The organism is Pseudomonas sp. 3MAES_34.3B, from assembly GCF_058145875.1.
This window is the reverse complement of the sequence record NZ_CM176960.1, coordinates 2,913,130-2,938,880: the sequence shown is the minus strand read 5'-3', so window position 1 is coordinate 2,938,880 and position 25,751 is coordinate 2,913,130. Positions and strand designations below refer to the sequence as shown.

Annotated in this window: 23 protein-coding genes; 7 read left to right on the top strand and 16 right to left on the bottom strand. The window is 63.8% G+C overall.

Annotated features, from left to right (window positions below; all coding sequences use genetic code 11):
- Window positions 1–68: 68 nt before the first annotated feature.
- From AC3Z8Y_RS13040 to galB, 7 genes are all read right to left on the bottom strand, one after another.
- Window positions 69–503, bottom strand: a complete 435-nt coding sequence (locus AC3Z8Y_RS13040) for a hypothetical protein (protein WP_490086140.1) — start codon at window positions 501–503, stop codon at window positions 69–71.
- Window positions 504–632: 129 nt separating this feature from the next.
- Window positions 633–1,583: a GlxA family transcriptional regulator gene (locus AC3Z8Y_RS13035; RefSeq protein ID WP_490086139.1), complete on the bottom strand. Its 951-nt coding sequence runs from the start codon at window positions 1,581–1,583 to the stop codon at window positions 633–635.
- Window positions 1,584–1,650: 67 nt separating this feature from the next.
- Window positions 1,651–2,553, bottom strand: a complete 903-nt coding sequence (locus AC3Z8Y_RS13030; RefSeq protein WP_490086138.1) for an NAD(P)-dependent oxidoreductase — start codon at window positions 2,551–2,553, stop codon at window positions 1,651–1,653.
- Entirely contained in the window at window positions 2,550–3,851 is a 1,302-nt protein-coding gene (locus AC3Z8Y_RS13025) for a cation:dicarboxylate symporter family transporter (RefSeq protein ID WP_490086137.1), read from the bottom strand. Before AC3Z8Y_RS13025 ends, AC3Z8Y_RS13030 begins: the two co-directional genes overlap by 4 nt.
- A 66-nt stretch (window positions 3,852–3,917) precedes the next feature.
- The gene (locus AC3Z8Y_RS13020; protein ID WP_490086136.1) at window positions 3,918–4,991 is read right to left on the bottom strand and encodes a 4-oxalomesaconate tautomerase; all 1,074 of its coding nucleotides are present in this window, start codon (window positions 4,989–4,991) and stop codon (window positions 3,918–3,920) included.
- A gap of 3 nt (window positions 4,992–4,994) precedes the next feature.
- Window positions 4,995–5,711, bottom strand: coding sequence for a 4-carboxy-4-hydroxy-2-oxoadipate aldolase/oxaloacetate decarboxylase (locus AC3Z8Y_RS13015; RefSeq protein ID WP_490086135.1), 717 nt, complete (start codon window positions 5,709–5,711; stop codon window positions 4,995–4,997).
- Window positions 5,708–6,448 (bottom strand): 4-oxalmesaconate hydratase, encoded by a 741-nt coding sequence (gene galB, locus AC3Z8Y_RS13010; protein WP_225773885.1) that lies wholly within the window; start codon window positions 6,446–6,448, stop codon window positions 5,708–5,710. The genes AC3Z8Y_RS13015 and galB overlap by 4 nt, the downstream gene beginning before the upstream one ends.
- Before the next feature lie 130 nt (window positions 6,449–6,578).
- Between galB and AC3Z8Y_RS13005 the strand changes: the two genes are divergently transcribed.
- Window positions 6,579–7,766 (top strand): LysR substrate-binding domain-containing protein, encoded by a 1,188-nt coding sequence (locus AC3Z8Y_RS13005; RefSeq protein WP_490086134.1) that lies wholly within the window; start codon window positions 6,579–6,581, stop codon window positions 7,764–7,766.
- A gap of 90 nt (window positions 7,767–7,856) precedes the next feature.
- On the opposite strand, the gene AC3Z8Y_RS13000 is transcribed toward AC3Z8Y_RS13005, so the two are convergent.
- Window positions 7,857–9,125, bottom strand: a complete 1,269-nt coding sequence (locus AC3Z8Y_RS13000; RefSeq protein WP_490086133.1) for a gallate dioxygenase — start codon at window positions 9,123–9,125, stop codon at window positions 7,857–7,859.
- A 16-nt stretch (window positions 9,126–9,141) separates the two neighbouring features.
- Window positions 9,142–10,494, bottom strand: a complete 1,353-nt coding sequence (locus AC3Z8Y_RS12995; RefSeq protein ID WP_490086132.1) for an MFS transporter — start codon at window positions 10,492–10,494, stop codon at window positions 9,142–9,144.
- Between the two features lie 301 nt (window positions 10,495–10,795).
- Here AC3Z8Y_RS12995 and AC3Z8Y_RS12990 point away from each other — a divergent pair, with 301 nt between their 5' ends.
- Window positions 10,796–13,321 carry a M10 family metallopeptidase C-terminal domain-containing protein gene (locus AC3Z8Y_RS12990; protein ID WP_490086131.1) on the top strand — a complete coding sequence of 842 codons (2,526 nt, stop codon included), beginning with the start codon at window positions 10,796–10,798 and terminating at the stop codon, window positions 13,319–13,321.
- Window positions 13,322–13,397: 76 nt separating this feature from the next.
- On the opposite strand, the gene AC3Z8Y_RS12985 is transcribed toward AC3Z8Y_RS12990, so the two are convergent.
- Window positions 13,398–14,231: an RHS repeat-associated core domain-containing protein gene (locus AC3Z8Y_RS12985; RefSeq protein ID WP_490086130.1), complete on the bottom strand. Its 834-nt coding sequence runs from the start codon at window positions 14,229–14,231 to the stop codon at window positions 13,398–13,400.
- Window positions 14,232–14,501: 270 nt separating this feature from the next.
- Here AC3Z8Y_RS12985 and AC3Z8Y_RS12980 point away from each other — a divergent pair, with 270 nt between their 5' ends.
- Window positions 14,502–14,693, top strand: a complete 192-nt coding sequence (locus tag AC3Z8Y_RS12980; protein ID WP_490086129.1) for a hypothetical protein — start codon at window positions 14,502–14,504, stop codon at window positions 14,691–14,693.
- A gap of 3 nt (window positions 14,694–14,696) precedes the next feature.
- Here the strand turns inward: AC3Z8Y_RS12980 and AC3Z8Y_RS12975 are convergent, their stop codons facing one another.
- The 4 genes from AC3Z8Y_RS12975 to AC3Z8Y_RS12960 are packed head-to-tail and all read right to left on the bottom strand — an operon-like array spanning window position 14,697 to window position 20,255.
- Complete coding sequence (locus AC3Z8Y_RS12975; protein WP_490086128.1) at window positions 14,697–15,632, bottom strand: aliphatic sulfonate ABC transporter substrate-binding protein; 936 nt, start codon at window positions 15,630–15,632, stop codon at window positions 14,697–14,699.
- Window positions 15,629–16,666, bottom strand: a complete 1,038-nt coding sequence (gene mgrA, locus AC3Z8Y_RS12970) for an L-glyceraldehyde 3-phosphate reductase (protein WP_490086127.1) — start codon at window positions 16,664–16,666, stop codon at window positions 15,629–15,631. The genes AC3Z8Y_RS12975 and mgrA overlap by 4 nt, the downstream gene beginning before the upstream one ends.
- 22 nt (window positions 16,667–16,688) lie before the next feature.
- A complete protein-coding gene (locus AC3Z8Y_RS12965; protein WP_490086126.1) occupies window positions 16,689–18,020 on the bottom strand; it encodes an LLM class flavin-dependent oxidoreductase in 1,332 nt (443 codons plus the stop codon).
- A gap of 3 nt (window positions 18,021–18,023) precedes the next feature.
- The gene (locus AC3Z8Y_RS12960) at window positions 18,024–20,255 is read right to left on the bottom strand and encodes a TonB-dependent receptor (RefSeq protein WP_490089997.1); all 2,232 of its coding nucleotides are present in this window, start codon (window positions 20,253–20,255) and stop codon (window positions 18,024–18,026) included.
- A 471-nt stretch (window positions 20,256–20,726) separates the two neighbouring features.
- Between AC3Z8Y_RS12960 and AC3Z8Y_RS12955 the strand changes: the two genes are divergently transcribed.
- From AC3Z8Y_RS12955 to AC3Z8Y_RS12945, 3 genes are read left to right on the top strand one after another with little or no spacing between them, the layout of a single operon-like run.
- Window positions 20,727–21,545: an energy transducer TonB gene (locus tag AC3Z8Y_RS12955; protein WP_490086125.1), complete on the top strand. Its 819-nt coding sequence runs from the start codon at window positions 20,727–20,729 to the stop codon at window positions 21,543–21,545.
- 30 nt (window positions 21,546–21,575) lie between these two features.
- Window positions 21,576–22,292, top strand: coding sequence for a MotA/TolQ/ExbB proton channel family protein (locus AC3Z8Y_RS12950; protein ID WP_490086124.1), 717 nt, complete (start codon window positions 21,576–21,578; stop codon window positions 22,290–22,292).
- Between the two features lies 1 nt (window position 22,293).
- Window positions 22,294–22,695, top strand: coding sequence for an ExbD/TolR family protein (locus tag AC3Z8Y_RS12945; RefSeq protein WP_490086123.1), 402 nt, complete (start codon window positions 22,294–22,296; stop codon window positions 22,693–22,695).
- A 59-nt stretch (window positions 22,696–22,754) separates the two neighbouring features.
- On the opposite strand, the gene AC3Z8Y_RS12940 is transcribed toward AC3Z8Y_RS12945, so the two are convergent.
- Window positions 22,755–23,447: a type 1 glutamine amidotransferase domain-containing protein gene (locus tag AC3Z8Y_RS12940; protein WP_490086122.1), complete on the bottom strand. Its 693-nt coding sequence runs from the start codon at window positions 23,445–23,447 to the stop codon at window positions 22,755–22,757.
- A gap of 95 nt (window positions 23,448–23,542) precedes the next feature.
- Window positions 23,543–24,595, bottom strand: a complete 1,053-nt coding sequence (locus tag AC3Z8Y_RS12935) for an NAD(P)-dependent alcohol dehydrogenase (protein ID WP_490086121.1) — start codon at window positions 24,593–24,595, stop codon at window positions 23,543–23,545.
- A gap of 173 nt (window positions 24,596–24,768) precedes the next feature.
- Here AC3Z8Y_RS12935 and AC3Z8Y_RS12930 point away from each other — a divergent pair, with 173 nt between their 5' ends.
- Complete coding sequence (locus AC3Z8Y_RS12930; RefSeq protein WP_490086120.1) at window positions 24,769–25,692, top strand: AraC family transcriptional regulator; 924 nt, start codon at window positions 24,769–24,771, stop codon at window positions 25,690–25,692.
- The last annotated feature ends 59 nt before the right edge of the window (window positions 25,693–25,751 follow it).

Sequence of the window (25,751 nt, the reverse complement as noted above, 5' to 3'; positions counted from 1 at the left end):
TGCGCATGCACGGCCTGGGCAAGTGGCCCAGACGATAGCACACCGATCGGCCTGTCGCGGCCGGGCGCTTAGTGCCTTGCGGTCGCGGTTGCGCGTTGGCGCTGCGCCGCCGCGCTGGGCAATTCGCTAACCTGGCGCCGTTGGCCGAGGGCCGCGGCCAGCGTAAACGGCCCGGCCCCAGTAAAGGCGAGCACGGCGAACAACACCGCCAGGGTGGCGGCGCTGAGGTGCGCTTCGCCGCAAGCCAGCAGTGTGCCCAGCCACCCCACCACGGCCAAGGCAGCCCATCGTGGCCATACGCCCAGCGCTACGAGGCAGGGGCACACCGCGCTCGTGAACAGCCCCAGGCCCAGGGCCAGCGCGTTGCTCAGCGCCATGGGGGCTGAGCTTGTGTCCAGAATCCGATACCAGCCACTTACCGCAGGCCAGCCATACATCAGTAACAAAAGGCAGGCGCCGCTTGCTCGGGTGGCAAGCAGCGCCCAGGCGACAGACGCCGACATGATGGTCCTCCGAGGGAGCGCGGTCGTTCCGTTCGGGTAATGGTGGCAGCTGACGCGCGGGCCGTTATTGGCAACAGGGGCGTAAAACGGCCAACCGGGGGCCCAATACGGCCATTGGCCCTACGAACGCTACGTGAACTGCCGCCGATACTGGTCCGGGGTCAGCCCAAGCCGCTCGCTGAAGGACAGCCGCATGTGCCGTGTACTGCCAAAACCGCTGCGGAATGCCACTGTCTTGAGCGGCAGGTCGCTGCTCTCGAGCAATTGCCGGGCACGGTCTACCCGGGCCCGCTGCACGAAGTCCATGGGGGTGGTATGGGCCTCCCGGCTGAACAGCCGGGCGAAATGGCGCGGGCTGAGGGCAGCCAGGGCCGCCATGCGTTCGACAGAGAAGGGCTGCTCGAGGTGCTCGAGCACGTAGTTCTGCACCCGGGCGATCGGTGAGTCCTCCTTGGCAGGCGCAGCCACCAGCGGGCTGAACTGCGCCTGCCCGCCCTGGCGCTGCATCACCACCAGCAGCACTTTGGCCACATCCAGCGCGATCTGCCGGCCGTGGTCTTCGCTCACCACGGAAAGCGCCAGGTCGATACCCGCCGTGACGCCGCCGGAGGTCAGCAACTCACCATCCTTCACGAAAATCTTGTCGGTTTCGATATCGGCCCGGGGAAAACGCTGCTTCAGGCGGCTGATGTAGTGCCAGTGCGTGGTGACGTGGCGGTGGTCGAGCAGGCCAGCCTCGCCCAGCACAAACGCGCCGGTGCAGATCGACCCGTGCCGCCGTGACGCCCGGGCAGCTTCGCGCAACCAGGGCACGGCGGTTTCATGCCGGTCGTTATAGGCACCTGGGCCACCGGGCACCAGCAACAGGTCCCAGGCGGTGGGGGCGTCGTTCAGAAGCAGGTCGGCTTGCAAGGTTATGCCGTTGGAGGCACGCACTGACGCACTCGTAGTGCCGAGGGTAGAAATGCGGTAGCGCTGATCTTCGCCCAGGTAGCGGTTTGCAATGGAAAACACTTCCACCGGCCCGGCCATGTCCAGCATGAGCATGTCTGGATACAGCACGATAGCGATGTCTTTCATGTTTCCCCCGGATGCGTCACAACGGCGCAGGCGGGGGGAACTATAGCAAGCTTGACGCTACGCGGCGCTACCCGAGGTGCGCGAGGGTGTCGGCCAGGCGGGTCCAGTCGAAAGGCTCCAGCGCCGCATAGTTGAGGCCTTGCGCTGCCATGGCGTCCACCAGCCCGCGCTGGGCCAGCACGGTCGCCTGGCTCATGTGCGGGGTAACGCCCACATCGGCAGCGGTCTTGGCCACTTCTTCCATTTCCTCGGCCCGGCGGCGGCCATGTTCGGCGATTCGGCTGATCAGGTAGTGGGGCTGCTGGTCGTTCCAGCCCATCTCCGGGAAGCTCTGGTGCAACGAGCGCAGCACTTCGTCTTCAGCGCCGTAGCGGCGCGCGGTGGCCATGGATTCCGCGGTAAGGGCTTCCAGGCCCTTGATCATGATGCTGCGGCACATCTTGATCGCCGAAGCTACCCCGATCTCCTCGCTTACCGCACGCACGTTGAAACCCAGCTGCGTCAGTTCCGGCACCAAGGCCGCCGCTTGAGCGCCGCCGAGCAGGATCGGCGTTTTCAGCCGTTTCGGCGGCACCGGTGCCATCACTGCCGCGTCGATATAGCCGGCGCCGGTGGCTTCAATCAACGCGCGCGCGGCGCGCTTGGTATTGGGCGCCACCGAGTTGATGTCGATAAACAACTGGCCTGAGCCCAACACCGGTGCCACTTCGCGGGCGACGTCCAACGCAGAGCCGGCGGTCACCGCCGAGATGACCCAGGTAGCCCCTTCAACGGCCTGGGCCGCGCTTTCGGCCAGGCGCGCGCCAGCAGCAGCGGCACGGGCTTCCAGCAGCGAACGGCTGGAGGGCTCCAACACGAGGCGGTCGTAGGTGCTGACCGCCACCCCCTGGGCGGCCAGGTCGGTGCCCAGGATACCGCCGGCTTCGCCGAAGCCGATCAATGCAATACGGGGCAGGGTAGCAGTGCTCATTTCAATTCCTCTTGCAGGGGCATTGGGGCTTCGGCGGGGCTTTCCAGTTGGGGCGCGCCGGCGTCACGGGCGCAGGCTTCGAAGCGGTCGCGATCGAACAGGCCTTCCCAGCGGCTGATCACGCACACCGCCACGCTGTTGCCGATCACGTTCACGGTGGAAGTGGCAATGGCGAGCACCCGGTCGATGCCAAACAGCAGGCCAATGGCGCCGTCCGGTAGCAGTTTCACCGATTGCAGCGTGGCGGCGAGCTTGATCACGGCGCCACCGGCGGCGCCCGCACCGCCCTTGCTGGTGAGCAACATCACCCCTAACAGGCTCAGTTGTTGGCCGATAGAGAGCGGGGTGTCAGTCGCCTGGGCCAGAAAGCCCAGCCCGCAGGCCATGTAGATGCAAGCACCGTCGATGTTGAAGCTGTAACCGGCTGGCAACACAAAGCCGACCACGGCCTCGTCGCAGCCGGCTTTCTCCAGCTTGGTCACCAGGCGCGGGAAGGCGGCTTCGCTGGACGCGGTGCCCATGGCGATGATCGCTTCTTCCTTGATGATCTTGAGGATCTTGAACAGCGACAGCCCGGCCAGCGCAGCCACGCTGCCGAGAATCAGGAAGATGAAAATCAGCACGCTGGCGTAGTAGGTGAGGATGTAGCGCAGCAGGTAAAGCAGCGTGGAGTGGCCATAACTGCCCACGGCCGCCGCCATGGCGCCGAATGCGCCAAGGGGTGACAGCCGCATGATGTAGCTGAGCAGCTTGAACACCACAGTCTGGCCTTCGTCGAGCAGGCGCAGGCCGATCCAGTCCGGTTTGGCGCAGGCGGCCAGGGCGATGCCCACCAATACCGAAACGAACAGTGCGGGAAGGATCTGATCGCCAGTAAACGCCGACACCAGGGTTTTGGGAATGATCGAGAGGAAGAAGTCCACGGTGTTGAACTGGCTGTCTGCTAGCTTGGGCACTGCGTGGGACAGGTTGCCATCGAGGTTGGCGTGCAGCCCGGCGCCGGGTTGAACCAGGCTGACCACCACGAAACCGACGATCATGGCCAAGGTGCTGACCACTTCGAAGTACACCAGGGTTTTCACCCCGATCCGCCCCAGCCGGCGGAAGTCACCGATATGGGCGATGCCGCGCACTACCGTGAAGAAGATGATCGGCCCCAGCAGCATCTTGAGCAGGGCGATGAACGCGGTGCCCAAGGGTTGCATCTTGACCGCTACACTGGGTGCCAGCAGCCCCAGCGCGATGGCCAGGACCATGGCGATCAATACCTGAATGTACAGCTTGCCAAGCATTTTCATTGAAGGACCTTCGCGTTTTGTTTTTGTGTTTCGCGGTGGGTACTGCATGTGATGCATTGCACAGGTTTACAGCCAAACCCCCCGGGGTATCTGCACCTTCCCGTCGAACAGCAGCCGCGCCGTGCGCAGCAAGCCGCAGCCGGCGATCTGGCCGTTGTCCAGGTGTAGTTCTACTGTAAATTCGCCACCGGGATGTTCCACCGAGAGCAGCGGCCTATCGCCGGCCGGTACGAATGCGAGCTGCCTGGCGACGCCACCTTCCAGCAAGCAGGCCGAGGCCACGCTCACGGCCGCGAATACCCCGATGGAGGCATGGCAGCGGTGGGGGATAAAACTGCGGGTATGGATGGCGCCGCCGTCACGCGGCTCCGCCACCAGGCACATCTTCGGCACGGTGCGCTGGCTTACATCGCCCAGGTTCATCAACGGCCCGGCCTGCAACCGTATGGCCTCGATGCGGCGCTTGAGCGTGTCGTTGGCGTCCAGCTCGGCGGGGGTTTCGTAACCGGTCACGCCCAGGTCGCTGGCGCGCATCACAATGACCGGCATGCCATTGTCGATGCAGGTCACCTCGATGCCGTCAAAGGTGTCTACGGCATTGCCAGTGGGCAGCAAACTGCCGCAGCTGGAGCCGGCCACGTCGGTGAATTCAACCAGCAGCGGCGCGGCGGTACCGGGTACGCCGTCGATGCGCGCGGCGCCTTCATAGCACACCTCGCCACCCTGGGTAGGCACCTGTGCAATGGCGATCTGCCCGGTGTTGACCATGTGGATACGCACCAGGGTCATGTCACCCGTAACAGATACCAGCCCCCGCTCAATGGCGAATGGGCCGACGCCGGCGAGAATATTGCCGCAGTTCTGTCCGTAATCCACCCGCGGTTCGGCCACTACTACTTGGCCGAACAGGTAATCCACATCGGCATCGGCGCGCTCGGAGGGGCCGATGATCGCCACCTTGCTGGTGAGCGAATCGGCGCCGCCAATGCCGTCGATCTGGCGCGGGTCGGGCGAGCCCATCACCGCGAGCAATACCGTGTCTCTCAGGGCTGGGTCTTGCGGCAGGTCGCTGGCCAGGAAGTACGCGCCCTTGGAGGTACCACCGCGCATCATCAGGCAGGGAATGGCGCGTTGAGCCATGGCTCAGCCCTCCAGGTCTTCAAGGCGGTCCACGTAGCGCAAGCCTTTCTCGGCCAGGCGTGGGCGCATGTTGTAGATGTCCAGGCCCAGTTCACCGTCGGCCAGGCGCACGCGTTTCTGCTCTTCTACTTCGGCACGCTTGCGGGTTGCGGCAAGTACCGGTTGCACCTCGGCGCGGCGCACCACTACCACGCCGTCGTCGTCCGCCACGATGGCATCTCCGGGGTGGATCAGCTGATCGCCGCACACCAGCGGGATGTTCACCGAGCCGAGGGTTTCCTTGACTGTGCCTTGGGCGCTGATGGCCCGGGACCACACCGGGAACCCCATCTCGCGAAGGGTGCGAGTGTCGCGCACGCCGGCATCGATCACCAGCGCGGCAACGCCACGGGCCTTGAGCGAGGTGGCCAGCAGGTCACCGAAGTAGCCATCGGCGCACGGCGAGGAGGGCGCTACCACGAGGATGTCGCCGGGCTGGCACAGCTCCACGGCGACGTGGAACATCCAGTTGTCGCCCGGTGCTACCAGTACGGTAATGGCATTACCGGCGATGCCGAAATCCTGCTGGATGGGGCGGATGTCACGGCGCAGCAGGCCCTTGCGGCCCTGAGCTTCGTGCACAGTCGCCACACCCAGGGTGGCCAATTCTTTGAGCGCAGCGCCATCGGTGCGCTCGATGTTGCGCACCACCACGCCAGTTTTGCCGATCAGCGCGCTCATCCCAGGTTCTCCGTTACCCGTGGGAAGACGCTTTGGTAGCCTTCGCCGTACTGGATGTTCTTGGTGGAGGTGATGCCCACGTTGCGCTTGGCCTGTACGCCGCGCTGCAGCGCCACGCGGGTGTAGTACTCCCACAGGTGTTCCTGGCCGGCCATGCACTGGATGGCGGCGTATTTCTGTTCCCACACCGAGGTGATGTCCAGCAGCACGTCCGGGCACCAGCCGCATTGCTCGGGCTGGTGTGGCTCGAAGCTGTACACCGGTGGCGCGCCGACGATCGGCTGGCCTGGGTCGAAGCCCTCAGCCTGGGCAATGATACGGGCCTCTTCGGCCAGTGCCAGCGCACGGGGGTGGTCGTAGTTGTACGGGTCCAGGCGGGAGTGGCTGAGCACGAATTCAGGCAGTACGCGGCGGTACACACGGGCCAGGCGCAGCAGGGCGTCGTTGTCGATGCGCAGTGGGTAATCGCCCAGGTCGAAGAACTCGACGGTGGCACCCAGGATGCTGGCGGCGGCTTCGGCTTCGCGTTGGCGAGATTCCTTCACCTTGGCTTCGGTCATGTCCGCGCCCTTGCGCCACAGCTTGGCCGATTCGCCGCGCTCGCCATACGACAGGCATACGATATGAACGTCGTAGCCTTGCTGGGCGTGCAGGGCGATGGCCCCACCCGCGCGCCATACGAAGTCGGCGGAATGGGCGCTGACTACCAGCGCTGTTTTCTTGTTGGATTCAGACATGGACGGCTCCTCGTTCGATAAGGAAGGTTTGCATGTGGCGCCGCGCTGGCATAATGCGATGGCTTACAACGGGTATGCGTTTTAATTATCGAAGTTTATGGGGGTGGCTGCGGCTGGCCCGGGTGATCCGATGGACGTTCCAAACCTTATGCAAATCCGCGCGTTTGTGCGGGTGGCCGAGCTGGGGAGCATTTCCCGCGCGTGCGAAACGCTGTATCGGGCGCAGTCCGTGGTTACCCGGGCGGTAGCGGATCTGGAGCAGCGCCTGGGCGCCGTGCTGTTCGAGCGGCGCGCCAACGGCATGCTGCTCACCGAATACGGCAAGCGGGTGATGCCACGGGCCAGGGCAGCACTCGATGACCTTGCCTCGGTGCCGGCCATTCTGGGAGATACCACAGGCGCAGAGCCGCTGTACCTGCTCAATGCCCGGCGCCTCGAAGTGTTCGTGCGGCTGTGCGCCAGCCGCCACATGCAAACCGTGGCCAGCCATTTCGGCCTGACCCAGCCGGCGGTGAGCTCGGCGCTGAAGGTGTTGGAAAGCGGCAGCGGCCAGGTGTTGTTCGAGCGAACCCCGCGCGGTTTGCTGCCCACGCGCATGGCCACCGACATACTGGTGCCGATCCGCCGGGCGCTCAACGAGCTGCGCCATATCGACGCCGACCTCGCCGCCCTGCAGGGCAACGTGCAGGGCGTGGTGACCATCGGTGCGCTGCCGTTGTGCCGCACCCGCATTCTGCCCCAGGCCATCACCGCGCTGTTGCAGGCCCACCCTCAGGTGCGTATCGCCACCCACGAAAGCCCCTTCGAGTGGCTGGCCAGCGAATTGCGCGCAGGCGAGCTGGACTTCATCCTCGGCGCGCTGCGGCCCAACGACTACGCTTCGGACCTTCACAGCGAGGCTTTGCTGAACGAGGAGATGGTGGTGCTGGCGCAGCGGGGGCACCCTTTGTTGGACCAGGGCGTAAGCCCCGCCGACTTGGCCAACGCCCGCTGGGTGCTGCCCCGAGCGGCAACACCCGCGCGGCAATTGCTGGAAGGGTTTTTCGAGGCGATGGGGCTGGAGCCGCCTGTACCGGTAGTGGAAACCGGCGACCTGGCGCTGATTCGGGGGTTGCTGATGAACTCGGACATGCTCACCGCGGTGTCTGCGCACCAACTCGAATATGAGATTGCAGACGGCAGCCTGCAACGCCTGCCGCTGCAATTACGCCACACCAGCCGCGCCATCGGCCTGATCCACCGCGCCAACGCCCTGCATTCCCCGGCGGCGCAGGCGTTGATGGAAGAGATAAGGAGGGTGGTGAAGGGGGGAGCTTGACTGACCGCTGTACCTGCGGCCCTGCCGGGCCGGTCTCCCCGTAGCAGCAAGGCTTGCCTGCGACGGGGCCACCGCTGCAGGCGAGATAGGTCAGGACTTCGCCGGTTCCTTGCCCGCCACCGAATACAGCACTTTCTGGTTACGGGTGGCCTGGAAATCTTCCAGGCTTTGCCCGCGCATGTGGGCGTAGATGTGCAGGTTGGTGGTGCCCACCACGGCGCCGAGTTTTTCCAGCAGGAAGAAGATCACGCCGTAATGGATCATCCCGCGCCAGTCGCGGCGGCGCACGAGTTCGCGTTCTTCGTCGCTCAGTTCATGCTCGGCGAACAGCGCTTCGGGCTCCTCGCGGAAGCGTTCGCGGAATTCGGGCTTGATCAGCTGGTGCAGGAAGCGGTTCAGCCGGTAGCCCTTGGCACTGCGGGCCAGGTCGAAGGGATAGGTGCCTTCCAGCGCTTCGATGCCCTTGAGCTGTTCACCAGCCTTGGCACGGTAGCGTTCGGCCAGGTCCACCGGCAGCGGGCGCGCCTGGTTTTCCAGGATGAGGGTGGCGATGCCGGTCATCGACGGCAGGTAATAGCCGTGGTGCAGCAGGTCAACGTTGGCCGAGAGCGCGCCGCGCATGATCAACCAGGTCACCACTTCGGCGCCTTCCAGGCCGCCGAGGGTGGCGAATTCGGCGATGCTCATCTGGGTCAGCGGCTCGGGGTCGTGCACCAGTGAACTGAGGAACTGCGCGTCCCACTCGGTATTGTTGAAGCCACAGCGTTCGCCATGCACCTGGTGCGACACGCCGCCGGTAGCCACGATCGCCACGTCTATGTCTTCGGGGAAACTCTCGATCGCCCGGCGCAGCGCCTTGCCCAGCTTGTAGCAACGGCTGGCGCTGGGGATGGGGAACTGCAACACGCCCATTTGCAGCGGTACCACTTTCACCGGCCAGCCGTCAGTGTGCGGCAGCAGGGCGGACATCGGCGAGAACAAGCCATGGTCGATAGGCTTGTCACGGAAGAACGACATATCGAATTCTTCGGCCATCAGGCTTTGCCCGATGTGCCGGGACAACGCCGCGTGACCTTCGATGGCTGGCAGGTCGCGTGGCCCGCCGCCTTCGTCGGCCACTTCGTAGCGCTCGTCCACACCCAGCGCGAACGCTGAGTAGTGGTCGAAGAAGAACGAGGTCACGTGGTCGTTGTAGATGTAGAACAGCACGTCCGGCTTGCGCTCTTCGAGCCATTTGCAGATGGGCCCGAAGTTTTCGAAGATCGGCGCCCACGCGGGATCCTGTTGCTTGTTGTGATCCACGGCAAAGCCGATGGTGGGAGTGTGAGAGACCGCGAGGCCGCCGATGATTCGTGCCATGACTAGTTCCTTTGGATCAATGAGTTACAACAGCTTGTGTAGCCTGTGCCGAAGCGCGCCGTGCGGCCTTGGCATTGGCCAGGATAGCCAGCGCGGCAAACAGCGCCGGCACCCCAAGCAGGATGAAGAGGGTCACCAGGCTCAGCCCCATGGCCAGTACCACGCCGCCAATGATCGAACCGAAGATGGCGCCGAAGCGGCCAACGCCTAGCATCCAGCTCACGCCGGTGGCGCGTGCCTCTGTAGGGTAGTAGCCCGGAGCGAAAGCGTTAAGGCCGGTTTGCGCGCCGCTCATGAAGAAGCCCGCTGCTGCCACGCCGATCATCATCAGGGTGGATTCCAGCCCGGCGAAGCCCAGCGAGGCGATGCACAGGGCGCCCAGGGTGTAGGCCCCGGCGATCACGCGGTTCGGCTGGCGACGGTCCATGATGAAGCCCACTACCAGCGCGCCGATGGTGCCGCCGATCTGGAACAGGCCGGTGGTGCGTGCGGCTTGCTCGACCGAAATGCCCGACTCTTTCATGAGGGTCGGCAGCCAGCCCATGGTGAGGTAAATCACCATCAAACCCATGAAGTAGGTAAGCCACAGGGCCAGCGTGCCCATGCGGAAGCGCTCGTTGAACAGCGTGCTCAGCGGGGCGCGGTGCACCACCGAAGGTTCTGGGGAAGAGAACTGCTCGGCGCCGGTGAAGTGGCCGCCCATACGGTTGAGCAGCTTGGCGATCGCTTGTGAAGGGGCGCCCTTGACCACCAGGAATCGGGCCGACTCTGGCAGGAACAGCCAGAGGAAAGGTACCAGCAGCAGCGGCAGGATCCCACCCACCATCAGCACCGAGTGCCAGCCGTGGGTGCCCAGCAGCCAGGCCGCGACGAAGCCGCCAGCGCCCGAGCCCAGGTTGAAGCCGGTGAACATCAGGGTGATCAGCAGCGAGCGATAGCGCTCGGGCAGGTATTCGGAGAGCAGGGTGGTGGTATTGGGCATCGCGGCGCCCAGGCCGATACCGGTGAGGAAGCGCAGGATGGCCAGCTCATAGGGGTTGCGGGCAAAGGCGCAAGCCACGCTCAGTACCGCGAAACAGGTGACCGCCAGCAGCAACACTTTCTTGCGGCCGAACCGGTCGGCGTAAGGGCCGGCCAGCATGGCGCCAGCGGCCAGGCCGAACATCGCCGCGCTCATCACCGGGCCGAAGGCCGCTTTGCTCAGGCCCCAGTCCTGCATCAGGGCAGGCGCGATAAAGCCCATGACGGCGACATCCACGCCATCGAACAGCACGATGAAGAAGCACAGCGCGAGCACCAGCCATTGTTGCGGCGAAACGGGACGATCGTCGATCCACTGTTTCACGTCGACACGTGCGTTGGTTTGCATGAAAGCCACCCTGAATTGTCATTGTTGTGCTACCGGTCGAAGCGCCGGCATCTTCGCCCTGGGAAAAGGCGGTCAGGGCAAGGTAATGGCCAGACACACGGCTTGTCGTCTGCGAAGCATTACTGTGGGTATCGTTTTTTTTTATCGCCTGGCTCGGCTGCTTTAGCCCGAGGCCGCATGGGCGGGCCCGCTGGTCGTTAAAGCTGCTTCATAAGCGCCCGGTGCCTAGGCTTAATGGCAACCGCGCAGCGCTCACCTGCCTGTTCCTCTCGTTGCGAACGCTCCGTGGACAGGAGGCACTATGGCAACGGTTTATGATGTGCGTGATTTCGGCGCCAAGGGCGATGGCGTCACCGACGACACGGCTGCAATCCAGGCGGCCATCGATGCCGCGAGCGCGTCGGAGGGCAGCCGGGTGTACCTGCCCACCGGCACCTGGCTGGTGAGCCCGGGCTCGGCGGCCGAAGGGGGTTGTCTACTGGTCGATAGCGGCGTGTTCCTTCAAGGTGACGGGATCGGCAAGACGGTGATCGCCCTGGCGGCCGGCGCTCAAGACGTGGAAGGTATCGTGAGGGTAGGTGGCGAGTTTGTGGGGGCGACAGGCCTTACCATCGACGGCGCGGCCGGCACTGGATTGGTGGACGGGTGGTACAGCGGCGGCAACGACTCGGTATTCCTTACCGGCGTGGAAGTCGCCAATGCCAGCGGCAACGGTTTCAACCTGGGCGGCCTGGGTAATACCTTCAACCTGGTCAGCTGCATCGCCCGCGGCAACGGCCTGGACGGGGTGCTCGCCGATGGCCAGGACAACAGTTTCATCGAAGACACCGTCGCGCTGAACAACAACGGCAGCGGTTTCAACATCGGTGGCGAAATCGTTCTCAGGGACTGCGACGCCTACGGCAATGGCCAGGACGGCGTCCTGCTGTACGAGGGCGACAGCTCCTTGTCCAATACCAGCATTGCCACCGTCGATGGCGGGGTGATGCATGACAACGGCGGCAACGGCGTACACCTGGTAGGTGTCGAGGGCTACTTGGTCAACGGCGTGGAATCCTACGCAAACGGCTGGTATGGGATCTCCAGCGACACCTCGCGGGAAGGTTCGATCACGTACAACGAGGTGCACGGGAACTCCCTTCAAGGGGAGGGGCAGATCGAAATTGCCGTGCAAGGCTGGGAGGGGAACCCGGCTTCCATCGCTGAAAACATTACCGTAAGCGGCAATATCGTGACCGGCGGCCGGTACTCGTTCTACGGCATCGTCGAGCCAATCGACTCCGGCGACCACAACACCATTGAAAACAACGTAGTCACCACCACCAGTTGGGCGGTTACGGTCACCGGCGCGCACAGCGTTGACCGCAACAACGACTACTTCATCCTCCAATACGGCACCGATGGCGCAGACCGCCTCACCGGGGATATCACCCGGGACCAGCTCTATGGCGGCGGCGGCAATGACCGCCTCGTGGGCGGCGCGAATGCCGATGCGTTTGTGGGCGGCGAGGGCAGTGACCGGCTCAGCGGCGGCGCGGGGGCGGATGTGTTCCGCATCACCAGCCTCATGGACAGCTACCGCAACGCCACCACCACCCATGCCGATCGCATCACCGATTTCACCGTGGGCCAGGACCGGCTCGACCTTACGGCGCTGGGTTTCACCGGTTTGGGCAACGGCCACGGCAGTACGGTCAAGCTGGTGTACAGCGCCGCCAGTGACGTTACCTACCTGAAGAATTACGACGCGGATGCCAGCGGTAACCGCTTCGAGCTGGGCTTGCAAGGCCACTACACCAGCCTCACCACCGGCAGCTTCCAGTGGCTCACCACCGGCATGGATTACCACACGGGGTTGGCGTTGCCGGAAACCATCAGAGGCACCCTCAACCGCGACAACCTCAGTGGCGCCGGGGGCGATGACCGGCTGCAAGGCGGCACCGGAGGCGATACCCTCAATGGCGGCGATGGCGCGGACACCTTCGTGTACACCGAGCTTTCGGACAGCCTGCGCAGCAACGTGGCTAATGGCACGGTCACCCGGGACACATTAGTAAGCTTTGACGGCAGCGCGGGCGACCAGATCGACCTAAGCGCGCTGGGCTTTACGGGCTTCGGTAACGGCAGCGGCACTACCTTGAAGGTAGTGCGCAGCGCCGATGGCGAGAAAACCGTGCTCAAGAGTTACCAGGAGGATGCCGACGGCAAACACTTCGAGATCCTGCTGCAGGGCGACCATGTGTCGGACCTTACCGACACGAGCGTGATCTTTGCCCACACCGATAACAGCGTAGCCACCAGCAGCGCGCCTACCCAGGACCTCACCTACACTGGCACCAGCGGCCGCGACGTGATCGTGGGCAATTCCGGGGATAACGTACTCAGGGGTGGCGATGGCGCGGACACCCTGCGCGGCGGCGTAGGTGACGACGTGTTGCTCGGCGGGGCGGGCGGCGACACGCTGGCCGGCGACACTGGCGAGGACGTTTACCGCTACACCGGCATCGGCGACAGCTACCGCAGCGGCACTCAGCTGTTCACCGACACGCTGACTGACTTCTCGGTGTACGAAGACATGATCGACGTTTCCGCCCTGGGCTTCACCAGCCTGGGCAACGGCCACGACGGCACCCTGCAGCTGATCACCGACAGCAACCCGGACCGCATCTACCTGCGTAGCCTCGACGCCGACTCCCAGGGCCGACGGTTCGAGGTGAAGATCTTCGGTGACGCCGACGATTTACCCAGCGCGGACAACTTCATCTTTGCCGATGGCGCTCAAACCGACGTGGGGCTGTTGGGGGTGAGCCACGATCCGGTGGCGTGAGCGGTTGCTGGCATAGCAAGGTCCGGATAGACGGGCCTTGCTTTTAAGCAAGGCAAGCTCGGCATTGCAGCCATCACTAGGGCCAGAAGCCCAGTTTATCTACAGTCGTCACTCTAGCTCCGCGCGAAGCTAACACTGTCTTGGGATGGTCAAGGTTCGAACTGTGAGTGTTATAAAATGGAGCATAAGAACTAAGCGTGAAATCGAAATTATCTTTTTTTAATATTTCTCCTGCAGCGATTATGGATTTTCCTTTTGCATATTTATCGGCTATACCAGGGTGAAAAGGCGTGATGGTTGTGCGGGAGTGAACAAACATTTTGCCCTCGCTACTCATGACGAATAGATAGGTGGAATTTTGATGCATTGCTTCAAGGAAGTCAGGACTGTCTGAGGAGATAGCATTCCCGAAATAGTTTTTGTCGGAGTAGAGCTTTAGGTGGTTTCTTGAGTAGCTAAGGTCAAAGTGTTCGAGCGGCTTCTGGGGGTACCTGCCGCGAGCATGGCTTACCGAAGCTATGAACCTGTTTATGCCCCGTTCCTCGGATACCACTGCAGGGACTGTCTTCGTCGCTTTGGAGCCAAAGCCTGCCACTCGCCGTATATAGGAAAACAATGACCATTGACCAGACGGATCTTCGCGATTGATAGGGTCGTTCAAGCAATAAGCATAGCTATTCAGTTCTCCAGTCATAAAGGGGCTTGCCCTATCTGGTTGAAGTAGCCGTTTAAGCGTAGAGCTGTATACGCGGCGTCCGGCACCCAAGGCATAGTGACCCTTCACAGATTCTGCCCGGGTGCTTTTGAAAAATTCAATACTGTGGCTCGGGTAGCCAAACGGATCGGCGCAAGAAATCGAACTGCCTGTGGCATCGGTTGCCAACAGGTCGGAGCCAAGGCGCTTGACCATGATTACTCACCTCTATGTAAGGACTGAAGCTTCATGTTGGAGCTTTATACAAAACTGGAGTAGCTGTCAGTTTGTCAGGGAAGGCATTACGCCTGCAGGCGCATCGCAGTGCTGACAAGGTCTGCGATGGCCGGCCGGTGGATCGGTCCGGACAGGCCCGCTCGGGACCAATGCATCACCACGGCCGTTCCGATAACCGGTCTACAGCGCAGCGCCCCTCTCGCCGATACCTTGATCGAGAGCAATCAAGGTTGAACGAAGGGAGGCGGCATGGCGACCGCGACGATCAGAAAACACAACACCACCGAACTCGAGCTGAACGAGCGCACGCCTGCGCTGGTGGGCTTCGGCATTCCGTTCAATGAAGTGCTAGGGCACCCACGGGAATTTCTCGTGGCCGACCTACCCAGGCAACTGGCCGCCACCATGAAGGGCGGCCGTATTGCGGTGCGGGTGCGTTAAATCCTAACGGGCCACCTGTTCCACATTAAGCTTGCGCGGCAACAGGTGCGCGGCAAAAAACAAATCCGCCGTTTGCTGTTGCGTGGTCACTACCTCAGAAGTAACCGGGCCGACCGGGGAGGGCGGGCGGTTGTCGATGTAATGGGCTACCACGTTTCTATCCAGCCCCATGCTACGGGTGAGGATATCCAAGCTGTTTTCCCGCTCGGTGCGGGTCAGGGCTTCGGCGTCTGTGAGGCCACTTAGCAAGGCGGTAACGAATGCGGGGTTTGCTTCAGCGTATGCCCTGCGGGCGGTGTACAGCGGGCCGTTGAGCCCAAGCCCTTCACCATTGGCCAGCAAGCGCGCCTTGCCTTCGGCCAACGCCAACGACGCATACGGGTCCCAGATCGCCCAGGCGTCTACGCTGCCTTGGTCGAACGCCGCGTGGGCGTCGGCGGGGCTAAGGTACACCGGGGTGATGTCGGTAAACGCCAACCCGGCCTTGGCCAATGCGCGCAGCACCAGGTTGTGCGAGCTGGAGCCCTTCTGCAGCGCCACCTTGTGCCCTTTGAGTTCCGCCACACTGTGGACCGGGCTGCCGATAGGCACCAACAGCGTTTCCGCCGCAGGCTTGGCAGGCTCGGCACCGATGTACACCAGGTCGGCGCCGGCCGCCTGGGCGAACAGCGGCGGTATATCTCCCGTTGACGCCACGTCCAGGCTGCCGATGTTCAGAGCTTCCAGCATTTGCGGCCCCGCCGGAAACTCCAGCCACTGCACCCGCGTATCGGGAAAACGCTCTTCCAATAGATGGTGTTCCTTGGCCAGCACTAGCGCGATGGAGCCCTTCTGGTAGCCGATTCGCAACGTTTGGGGCGCCGCTGTATCGGCGCTGGCAGCCTGGGCCCCCAGGCCCAGGGCAACCGTGATTACAGTGATGAGGGTTCGGATGTTCATTCGGCGGTCGATGGCTTTTCCCAGAGGTTGATCTTGCCTTCCACGGCGAAGCGGTCGATTTCGGCCAGCTCCTCCGGCGTGAAGTCCAGCCGATCCAGCGCCGCCACGTTTTCGATGATCTGCTCCGGCCGGCTGGCGCCGATCAGGGCACTGGTCACCCGCGGATCGCGCAGGGTCCATGCCAGGGCCAGTTGCGCCAGGCTTTGGCCGCGAGCCTTGGCGATCTCGTTGAGCGCCCGCACATGGGCCAGGTTGTCCTCGGACAGGTGATCAGCCCGCAATGACTGGCCGCCGGGTTGGTTCACCCGAGCGTCGGCCGGGATGCCATTGAGGTACTTGTCCGTAAGCAAGCCTTGGGCCAATGGTGTGAACGCGATCACCCCAGCGCCGAGCTCGTCAGTGGCCTCCAGCAGGTCCTTTTCTACCCAGCGGTTAAGCAGGTTGTAGGCGGGCTGATGGATCAGCAGCGGCACCTTCCAGTCGGTGAGCAAGGCGGCCATTTCCCGGGTTTTGCTGCCCGAGTACGAGCTGATCCCCACATACAACGCCTTGCCCTGCTGCACGGCGGTCGCCAGGGCGCTAGCGGTTTCTTCCAGCGGCGTGTCCGGGTCGAAGCGGTGTGAATAGAAGATGTCCACGTAATCCAGGCCCATGCGCTTGAGGCTCTGGTCGAGGCTGGCCAGCACGTATTTGCGCGAGCCGCCGCCCTGGCCGTACGGCCCTGGCCACATATCCCAGCCGGCTTTGGTGGAAATGATCAGTTCGTCGCGGTAGGCGCTGAAATCTTCCCGCAGCAGGCGACCGAAGTTGGTCTCGGCGCTGCCATAGGGGGGGCCGTAGTTGTTGGCCAGGTCGAAGTGGTTGATGCCCAGGTCGAAGGCCGTGCGCAGCAGGGCGCGCTGGCGCTCGATCGGTGTGCTGTCGCCGAAGTTGTGCCACAGGCCCAGCGACAGGGCGGGCAGCACCAGGCCACTGCGGCCCACACGGCGGTAAGGGATGCGTTCGTAACGGTCAGCAGAAGCAAGGTAAGTCATGTGCGTCCTTTTTTATGAGGTTTCACAGAAAGTGCCGGTTCACCGGGCGCGCCAGCCCCAGGTGGTCGCGCAAGGTTTTCCCAGTGTAGGCCTGGCGGAACAGCCCACGCCGCTGGAGCTCAGGCACCAGTAGCCGAGCCACGTCTTCCAACCCGCCCGGCAGGTAAGGTAGCAGCAAGTTGAAGCCATCGGCGGCGCGCCCTTCGAACCAGGCTTGCATCTGATCCGCCACCTGTACCGGGGTGCCCACCAAGGTGAGATGGCCGCGACCGCCGGCGATCCGCTGGCCGAGTTGAGCGAGGGTGAGGCCTTCGCTGTCGGCCAGTTGCGTAAGCAGTTGCTGGCGGCTGCGCTGGCCGGAATCGGTCAGGGGCAGCTGGGGCAGCGGGCCATCCGGCGGGTAGCCCGAAAGGTCGAAGTTACCCAGCATGCGGCCTAGGAGGGCAATGCCCACATCAGGCTCCACCAGCGCCTGCAACTGCTCATGGGTGCCCCGGGCCTGACGCTCCGAGTCGGCAACGATCACGTACACGCCCGGCATGATCTTCAGCGAATCTTCAACGCGCCCATGAGCCGCCAGGCGCCCTTTGAGGTCGGCATAAAAGCGCTGCGCCGAGGGCAGGTCCGGCTGCGCGGTGAATACCACCTCTGCGGTTCGCGCCGCCAGCGCCCGGCCCGCTTCGGACGCACCGGCCTGGAACACCACCGGCCACCCCTGGGGCGAACGCGCCACATTGAGCGGGCCCTTCACCTGAAAGTGCGGCCCCGCATGGTCGAGGGTTCGCACGCGCTCAGGCTGGAAATACTGCCCGCTGGCCTTGTTGCGCACGAAGGCGTTATCGGCCCAGCTGTCCCACAAACCAGTCACCACCTGGTGGAATTCCTCGGCCCGCTGGTAGCGCTCGGCATGGCCCCAATGGGCGTCGCGGCCGAAATTGAACGCCTCGGCCGCCGCATCGGAGGTCACCAGGTTCCAGCCCGCACGCCCGCCGGACAAGTGATCGAGCGAAGCGAACTTGCGCGCCACATGGTAGGGCTCGTTGTAGCTGGTAGTTACGGTGGCCACCAGGCCGATGCGTTCGGTGGCGCCGCTCAGCGCCGACAGCAGCGTGAGGGGTTCGAAGTGGTCCGAGCGGGCCATGCGGCTGGCAATGTCGCCGGTAGCGGCGGCCACGCTGTCGGCAACGAACAGCAAATCGAAGCACGCCGCCTCGGCAACCTGGGCCAGGTGTCGATAGTGAGCGATGTCCAGGCCCGCCTCCGGGGGCACCGCGGGGTGGCGCCAGGCCGCGAGGTGATGCCCCGTGGCCATGAGAAACGCGCCCAGGCTCAGCTGACGATCAGAGCGTGACATGGGTTAGAAATCCTTGCGTACTTGAATGCCGAAGTAACGGCGATCGTCTCGCGCCACCGCCCGGTAGATGTACCCGGTGCCGCTGGCCAGCAGTGGCGAATAGGACTTGTCCGCAAGGTTTTTGCCCAGCAGCGCCACGCGCCAGCCGTTGTTGTAGTCGGCGAGGGCAGCGCTGGCGTTCCAGATGCCGTAGGCGCCTTGTTTGGTGTCCGGGTTCTGGCTGATGTCGTACTGCACTTCGCTCTGCCAGCTGTAGTCGGTGCCCAGTTCGATGTCCAGGCCGTTGTCCAAGGGGATGGTGTAGTCGGCACGGGCGTAGCTTTTCCAGTCCGGGGCGAAGGGCAGGGGTTTGCCATCCACGTTGCAGGACGCTGCCGCGCCGGCCGGGCAGGCGAACTCGTCGATACGGGCGTGGGTGTAGGCCAGCGCCGCAGAGAGTGTCAGCTGCCGTGTGGCCTGCACGGCGAGGTCCAGCTCGGCGCCCTGGGTGGTGACGCTGCCGGCATTGATCAAGCGGGTCACCACCTGCCCGGCCACGGTGTCGTAGAAGTTGGCCTGGTAGTTGTCGTAATCGCTGTGGAACAGCGCCGCGTTGGCGGTGAGGCGATCGTTCCAGGCGGTGGCCTTTATCCCCAGTTCCCAGGTATTGGACGTTTCGGGCTTGAGCGCGTCGGTGTCCCGCGGCTGCATGTTGAAGAACACGTTGTAGGCAGGGCCTTTGTACCCTCGCGAGTAGGTGAGGTAGCTCATCACGTTGTCGGTAAGGTCGTATTGCACACCCAGCCGGCCGGACCAACCGTCCTCGTCCACCGAGCCATCGCTGCGGGTGCCCGGCTGGATGCCGCTCACTGTAGTGGCGGACGTGGATGTGCGGCGATGGTCGTAGGCGAGGTAATCGTGGGTAAAGCGCAGGCCTACGATGCCGCGCAACCGCGGCGTGAAGTGCAGGGTGGTTGCACCGAAGGCCGCCACGCTGTCGCTGGTAGTGCCGTAGTCGGCCACGCCGCGCTGGGTAACTGTGGTGGTAACCAGGTCGCGCCGGTAGGTTTCGTCATCCTTGGCGTGCATGTAATACAGCCCGGCCACGTATTCGGCGAACTGGTTTTTGGGCGAGGCCAGGCGCAGCTCCTGGCTGTACTGGTCGTAGCTCAGTTCGCCCTTGTCCTCGGTGCCCGGGTAGGCGGTGCTGACAGTCGCCAGGCGGTCGCCATCCTGCCACTGGGTGTTGTCCCAACCGCGCCAGGCGGTGATCGACGTGAGGGTGAAGTCGCCCAACGCGTAGTCCACCTGCGCCGAAAGGCCCTTGTTGGTGTCCTCCACATGGCTGCGGTAATCGCTGACGATGTTCTGGTTGTGGCTACTGGCGGACACCGGGGCCAATGCAGTGCCGAAGGCCGGGGTAAGTACCTGGCTGATCACGCCATTGGCCGCGTCGTCGTGGGCCGTCATGTAGTCGGCGGCCAGGGTAACCGTGAGGTCATCATTGGGGGTGAATTCAAGCTTGCCGCGCGCGCCACGGTGGTTGTAACCGTTGACCTCCTGGCCGTTGGCCTTGTTGTCGACGTTGCCGTCGTAGCTACTCACCAAGGTAGTGAGTGAGCCTTTCAACACCCCCGGGATCAGCGCGCCGCCAATGCCGAAGCGGGTGCGGCTTTCATTGCCCGTGTACCAGCCTTGGTCGATGTAGCCGTGGAAGGCTTCCTCGGGTGCCTTGGTCACGATGTTCAGCACCCCGGCCGAAGCGTTCTTGCCGAACAGGGTACCTTGTGGGCCGCGCAATACCTCCACGCGTTCCAGGTCCAGCAGGTCCAGCGTGGCTTGGCCCGGGCGGCCATACACAACGCCGTCGATAACCGTGGCGACCGTAGGTTCTACGCCCGGGGAGGTGGAAATAGTGCCCACGCCGCGGATGAACAGCGCGGTGTCCTTGTTTGAAGCATTGGTGCGGAAGTTGAGGGTAGGCACCTGCTGGGCCAGCGCGGCGACCCCGTTGCGGTTGTCGCGCTCCAGTTGTTCGCCGTCCACCACCGTCACGGCCACCGGTACCGACTGCAGCGTCTCTTCCCGGCGGGTGGCGGTCACGGTCACGGCCTGCAGCTTCGGCTCGGCGGTGGGCTGGTCAGTGGCGGTATCGCTCGCCGCGCTGGCCAGTGGCGTGGCCCCGAGGGCCAGCACGGCGCAGATCGCCTGGGCCACCCGTGACGGATTGAAAGTGTCCCCATGAATGCTTTGCATGTTGTCTTCGCTCGAATGAATGCCGTGGCGCCGCGGTTCGTCGACCGCTACTGGTGCCAGCGCTTCGGGGCATTCGCTCGTGCGAGTAGCAAGGGCCGATAGTGCGCTAACGGCCGGCATGCTGCCGTCCATCGGTTATGCCGTCCAATAATCAAGAAGCATCTTCTTATAACCTTTTTCGCACCGTAGGAGCTGGCGCAGCCAGCGAAATGTTATTTGGCTTCAGTCATTCCCGGGCTCGCGCCCGGTCCTACCCAGATCAATCATGGCCTATGCCTCTGCAGCATTTTTCGAATGCGGCGCGGGCATGAGCAATGAAACCAGGCGGGCGTGGCCCCGTATTTCAGGGCCTTGAGCACAGCGGTATGACGCCTTATGCCTGCAGGTTATCAATTCAGCAATTTTGGTTCCTTCGAGAGATAACGTCGCCACTCCATCATCGCTGCGCATAGCCAGCCAAGGAGCCTTTCAATGGCGAACGTTCATTCAGCCGCTCGCGCCGCGCCGCTTGCCCAGCCCGACGTCCCGGTGCCTTCCAAAGGCAGCGGCCGGGCAGCGCCTGCGGCGTTGGCACAGTCAAGGCTGCAAGCGGTGCCGCGCTTGCCCACCAGCCGCCGGGAAGCCTGGCTGCTGGCCGGGCTGGCCGCCGCGTTGCACGGCGGGGTGTTGTACTGGGCGCTGCAAACGCCCACGCCTGTACTGCCCGTGGTGCCACCTGAAATACCGCCGATGACGATTGAATTCAGCCGGCCGGCGCCGCCCGTGGAGCAACCCCCGCCGGTGCCACCGCCGCCACCGCCGCCGCCGGTTGTAGAGCCGCCACCCCCGGTGGTGGATGAACTGGCCGCCAAGCCCGCACCCAAGCCGGTGCCCAAGCCAAAGCCTGTGATAAAGCCGCCACCCAAGGCCCCGCCGCCGGAGGCTGCGAAGCCTGCGCCAGCGCCGCCACCCGTGGCGCCCGCACCCGCTCCGGTGGCCGCGCCCGTCGCACCGCCTGCGCCCGCCCCGATAACACCGCCGTCGGCCAGTGCCGGCTACCTGGAAAACCCGGCGCCCGAGTACCCGGCGCTGGCCCAGCGCCGCAATTGGGAAGGCACCGTGCTGCTGCGGGTGCATGTATTGCCCAGCGGCAGCCCGGCCGAAATCCAGGTGCAACAAAGCGCGGGCCGCCAGCAGCTCGACGACGCCGCCGTGGCAGCCGTCAAGCGCTGGAGTTTCGTACCCGCCAAGCAGGGCGGCCAGCCTGTGGAAGGCTGGGTGACCGTGCCTATCGACTTCAAGATCCGCTGAACCCGCGCACCCTTTTCGAGGATAGTTTCCATGACACTTGCATCCCCTACCGCTTCTGTCGAAAGCACCGTTATCTGGCTGCTGATCGGTTTTTCGGTGATCACCTGGGGCCTGGCCCTGCTCAAGGCCGCTCAGTTCGCCCGCCTCAAGGGGCAGGACCGGCGCTTTCTCAAAGGGTTCTGGGCCGCGCCCAACCTTGAAGCCGGCGCCGAGCTGAGCCACAGCGAGCCCGGCGCCGCTGCTCGCGTAGCCCAGGCCGGCTATGCCGCGTTGCACACCGGCGAGGGCCATGGCCCGAGTGATCTGGCCCATGCCATCAACCATCAGGATCGCTTGGAACGGGCCCTGCGTCAGCAGATCGTGCGCGAGCGCCGATCACTCGAAAGTGGCCTGGCCGTGGTTGCGAGTATCGGCAGTACGTCGCCGTTCATTGGCCTGTTCGGGACGGTGTGGGGGATCATGGAAGCGCTGAAGGGCATCAGCGCGGCCGGTTCGGCCAGCCTGGAAACAGTCGCCGGGCCGATTGGCGCGGCACTGGTCGCCACCGGGGTCGGGATCGCCGTGGCCGTGCCCGCGGTGCTGGTTTACAACTATTTCCTGCGCAGCCTCAAGCTCAAGGCAGCAGACCTGGACGACTTCGCCCATGACTTCTACAGCCTGGCGCAGAAGAGTGCGTTCCGCGTGCTGGTGCACCCGGCGGCGCGCAAGGGGCTGCAAAGCGCCCACGCTGTAAAGGAGGCGGTGTGACATGGCGTTTTCTACCCAGGACAGCGACGAAGTACTGAGTGAAATCAACGTCACGCCACTGGTGGACGTGATGCTGGTGCTGCTGGTGGTGTTTATCGTCACCGCGCCGCTGCTCACTAACTCCATCCCGATCAACCTGCCCAAGACCGAGGCGGTCGCGCCGGTAGAGCAGAAGGAGCCCCTGGTGGTGAGCATCGACGACAAGGGCCAGTGGTTCATGGACAAGAACGCCATCAGCCCCGACTTGCTGGAGAACAACCTTCAGGCAGCACGGCAGAAGAACCCGGACGTTCGGGTACAACTGCAGGCCGACGACAGTGCCAACTATGGCGCCGTCGCCAAGGCCATGGCCTCTATCGAGCGGGCCGGGATCACCAAGCTGTCGGTGATCACCGCGCGCTAGTGGATCAAGCCAACCACTGAGAGGGGGGCGGGGCCAACCCAGGCCCCGCCGGATGAGACCTAGCCGTTCAGCTCATCGCCCACGCGCTTGAGCAGTGCCTTGGCGGTGGCCTCGGAGGAGGCCGGGTTCTGCCCGGTGATCAAATGGCCGTCCTGGACCACATAGCTGCCCCAGTCGGCGCCTTTGGAATACTCGCCACCTTTTTCCTTGAGCATGTCCTCCACCAGGAAGGGCACCACATCGGTCAGGCCCACGGCTGCTTCTTCACTGTTGGTAAAGCCAGTCACGCGCTTGCCTTTCACCACCGGGTGGCCATCCGCAGCCTTCACGTTCTTGAACACGCCAGGGGCGTGGCACACGGCAGCCACGGGCTTGTTCGCTGCGTAGAACGCTTCAAGTACGGTGATCGAATCCTTGTCCTCGGCCAGGTCCCAGAGCGGCCCATGGCCACCGGGGTAAAACACGGCATCGAAGTTGTAGGGGTCGATTTCCCCCAGAGGTAGGGTGTTCGCCAGGGCGGCCTTGGCCTGTTCATCCCCCCGGAAGCGCCGGGTGGCATCGGTCTGGGCGTCTTCGGCATCGCTTTTAGGGTCCAGGGGCGGCTGGCCACCCTTGGGCGATGCCAGTGTCACTTCGGCGCCTGCGTCCTTGAACACGTACCAGGGCGCGGCGAACTCTTCAAGCCACAGGCCTGTTTTCTTTCCGGTGTTGCCCAGTTGATCGTGAGATGTGAGGACCATCAGGATCTTCATGCCAACCTCGCTTGTTGATAAGTGAACGGACGCTCCCGCCGGGGAGCCATGATTCTCTGAGGGCGGGAGGCCGCAGACGTTCAAAGGCGTAGCGGTCAGGCCTTGAGGGTGGCCATGTCGATCACGAAGCGGTATTTCACGTCGCCAGCGATCATGCGGCTGAACGCTTCGTTGATGTTGCGGATGTCCAGCATCTCGATGTCGCAGGTAATGTTGTGCTCGGCGCAGAAGTCCAGCACTTCCTGGGTTTCGGCGATGCCGCCGATCAGCGAGCCAGCCAATACTCGCCGCTTGAGCACCAGGTTGGCCGCATGCAGGGCAGGGTCCACGGGCTCGATCAGGCCTACCAGGATGTGCACGCCATCGAAGCGCAGGGTTTCAAGGTACGGGTTGAGGTCGTGCTGGACCGGGATGGTGTCGAGCAGAAAATCAAAGCGCCCGGCTGCAGCGGCCATTTGTGTGGCATCGGTAGACACGATCACATGGTCGGCGCCCTGACGGCGGGCTTCCTCTGCCTTGCTGGCCGAACGGGTGAACAGGGTTACCTCGGCGCCCATGGCCTTGGCGAACTTGATGCCCATGTGGCCCAGGCCCCCCATACCCAGGATGCCCACCTTGCTGCCAGCCTTTACACCGTAGTGCTTGAGCGGCGAATAGGTGGTGATGCCTGCACAGAGGATCGGGGCAGCGGCGGCCAGGTTCAGTTTTTCTGGAATGCGCACCACAAAGTGCTCGCTTACCACAATGCTGCTGGAGTAACCGCCCATGGTGTTGCTGCCGTCCACACGGTCCGGCGTGGCGTAGGTCATGGTCGGGCCTTCGAGGCAGTACTGTTCAAGGTTGGCCGAGCAGGCTTCGCAATGGCGGCATGAATCCACCATGCAGCCCACGCCCACCAGGTCGCCAGCCATGTACTTGCTCACGTTGCTGCCTACCTCCATTACCTTGCCGACGATTTCGTGGCCGGGCATGAGTGGATACACAGCGATGCCCCATTCATTGCGGGCCTGGTGGATATCGGAATGGCAAACGCCGCAGTACAGGATCTCGATCGCCACGTCGTCCGGGCGGGGGCTGCGGCGGTTGAAGGCCATGGGGGCGAGAGGGGTGGTGGCGGTTTGCGCGGCATAACCGATAGCGGTGTACATAAAGTGCCCTCTTGAGGTTGCTGTGAAAGGCGGCCATTTTCCCGGGCCGACCACTGGCGGGCCATGGACATTCCTCCGGGTGTGGTGCCTATTCCTCCGAACCTGTCGCGTAGGCTGCGCTGAGGCGGGCAAACCTGCGATGATGCGCATGTCCAATCCTCTGCCGAGCCATCATGTCACCCACGCTACATAACGACGCCAACCTCACGCTGGTTTCACTGATCGAACCGCTGGCCCCTGCGCCAGGCTTCAATGACACCCGATTGCCGGGCGTGCAGGCGATGAGCTGGGACCACTACGTGGCCAGCAGCCCACAGATCTATGAACCCAGCCTGATCATCCTCGCCCAGGGCAGCAAACTGGCCCGGCTGGGGCCGCGCACGTTGGAATATGGCGCCGGCCATTACCTGGTGCAGGCGCTGTCGGTGCCGTTCATGTGCGAAACCTTTGCCACGGTGCGTGAGCCTTTGTATGGCGTGGCGGTGGCGATCGACCGCGCGGTAATCAGTGAGCTGGTGCAGGCCATGGCGCTGCCGCCAGATGCCTCGGTGAAAGCGCAGACGCCCGAGTCCATGACGTCCGCTGCGTTGGACGCGCCAATGCGCGATGCCGTGGAGCGGCTGTTGCGCTGCCTGCACGATCCGCAGCATTGCAAAGTGATGGGCCCGGCGCGGGTGCGGGAGGTGTTGTATACGGCGCTGCGTGGCCCGCAGGCAGGCGTGCTGCGCGCGCTGGTGGAGCAGCAGGGCCATTTCGCCCGCATTGGCGCCGCACTGCAGTATCTGCGCGACCACTACGACCAGGCGCTTACGGTAGAGAGGCTCGCCGAGTGCGCGAACATGAGCCCGTCCACCTTTCATGAGCACTTCAAGCGCAGCACCTTGCTGTCGCCTGTGCAGTACCTCAAGCGCCTGCGCCTGCTCAAGGCGCAACAGGTATTGGCAGGCGAGGGCATGAGCGTGGCCCAGGCCGCGCACCGGGTGGGCTATCAAAGCACCTCGCAGTTCAGCCGCGAGTACAAACGCTACTTCGACCGCAGCCCTGGGGAGGAGCGGGCGCCAGGGCGGCTACCCGTGAACGGTGAGCCTGCCCTGTAGCAGCGCGCCTCGGCCGCGACCGGCCGCAGGTTCATCGGTGCCCCCTGCGGCTATCGCAA